At 59.5% G+C, this 2000-nt stretch carries 1 rRNA gene; it reads left to right on the top strand.

Going from position 1 to position 2000, the window contains the following annotated elements:
* Positions 1-342 precede the first annotated feature (342 nt).
* Positions 343-1927: ribosomal RNA gene (locus FN732_RS09330) — 16S ribosomal RNA — on the top strand.
* Positions 1928-2000: the final 73 nt, after the last annotated feature.

Below are 2000 nucleotides of genomic sequence, written 5' to 3'. Positions count from 1 at the left end.
CCAGGGTGTCCACCATGTATTGAACGAGAACAAAGGGTTGACAGGAGGGAAAAGGAGTCTATATTATCCAACCGCTCTTTGAGACAACTGAATAAGCCTCTCCAACCCTGAAGGGGAAGGAGGAGGAACACAAAATCCTCCCCAGAAGGGTTGACAAGAGAGTGAGAGAGGCTTAAATTTAATCATCGCGCATCAAGAAAAGCTCTTTGACAGGAGAATAAGGGACACGCACCCTGCGAACGCTGCAAAACAAGCCTTCAAGGCTTATCATTGAGGTGTTCCGCAGGTCTCTAAGCCTTGCGAACATTCCATATAACTGAGCCAATCAATACTTTCCATATTTAGCTGGAGAGTTTGATCCTGGCTCAGCGCGAACGCTGTCGGCGTGCCTAACACATGCAAGTCGTGGGGCAGCAGGCCGGTTCCTTCGGGAACCGGTGCTGGCGACCGGCGAACGGGTGAGTAACGCGTGAGCAACCTACCCCGAGGAGGGGGATAACCCGGGGAAACCCGGGCTAATACCCCATAAGCGCACGTCCCGCATGGGACGTGTGTAAAGGCGGCCTCTGCTCTGCATGCTGCCGCCTCGGGATGGGCTCGCGTCCCATCAGGTAGTTGGTGAGGTAACGGCTCACCAAGCCTACGACGGGTAGCCGGCCTGAGAGGGTGGTCGGCCACACCGGGACTGAGACACGGCCCGGACTCCTACGGGAGGCAGCAGTGGGGAATCTTGGGCAATGGGCGCAAGCCTGACCCAGCGACGCCGAGTGGAGGATGAAGCCCTTCGGGGTGTAAACTCCTGTCGCCGGGGACGATGCGACCTCGGGTTAATAGCCCGAGGCCGTGACGGTACCCGGAGAGGAAGGGACGGCTAACTACGTGCCAGCAGCCGCGGTAATACGTAGGTCCCGAGCGTTGCGCGAAATTACTGGGCGTAAAGTGCGCGTAGGCGGGCCTGTAAGTCAGAGGTGAAAGCCCCCGGCTCAACCGGGGAATTGCCTCTGATACTGCAGGCCTAGGGTCCGGAAGACGTCGGCGGAATTCCCGGTGTAGCGGTGAAATGCGTAGATATCGGGAGGAACACCGGTGGCGAAGGCGGCCGGCGAGGACGGTACCGACGCTGAGGCGCGAAAGCGTGGGGAGCGAACCGGATTAGATACCCGGGTAGTCCACGCTGTAAACGATGGGTGCTGGGCGTTGGCCACATAAGTGGTCAGTGCCGAAGCTAACGCGTTAAGCACCCCGCCTGGGGAGTACGGCCGCAAGGCTGAAACTCAAAGGAATAGACGGGGGCCCGCACAAGCGGTGGAGCATGTGGTTTAATTCAATGCTACGCGAAGAACCTTACCAGGGCTTGACATGCTGGGGGTAGCCCTGCCGAAAGGCAGGGTCGTTGCCGCCTTCGGGCGGCACACCCAGCACAGGTGGTACATGGCCGTCGTCAGCTCGTGCCGTGAGGTGTTGGGTTAAGTCCCGCAACGAGCGCAACCCCTGCCCTTAGTTGCCAGCGGGTAACGCCGGGCACACTAAGGGGACTGCCGGCGATAAGCCGGAGGAAGGAGGGGATGACGTCAGGTCAGTATGCCCCTTACGCCCTGGGCTACACACGTGCTACAATGGCCGGGACAGTGGGAAGCGAAGCCGCGAGGCGGAGCAAATCCCTCAAACCCGGTCCCAGTTCGGATTGCAGGCTGCAACTCGACTGCATGAAGCTGGAATCGCTAGTAACGGCCGGTCAGCCACACGGCCGTGAATACGTTCCCGGGCCTTGTACTCACCGCCCGTCACACCCCGGAAGCTGGTTCTACCAGAAGTCCCCGGGCTAACCCCCGAAAGGGGGAGGCAGGGGCCGAAGGTAGGGCTGGTGACTGGGGTGAAGTCGTAACAAGGTAGCCGTAGGAGAACCTGCGGCTGGATCACCTCCTTTTATGGAGAAGGGGTGAGCAGGTCTCACCCCTGGAAAGATTCAGGGTGCGTGTCCCTTATCCTCTTGTTAAAGG

Source organism: Balnearium lithotrophicum (assembly GCF_900182585.1).
GTDB lineage: Bacteria > Aquificota > Aquificia > Desulfurobacteriales > Desulfurobacteriaceae > Balnearium > Balnearium lithotrophicum.
Note: the sequence above shows the minus strand (reverse complement) of the source record. Positions and strands in the feature narration are given on the sequence as shown.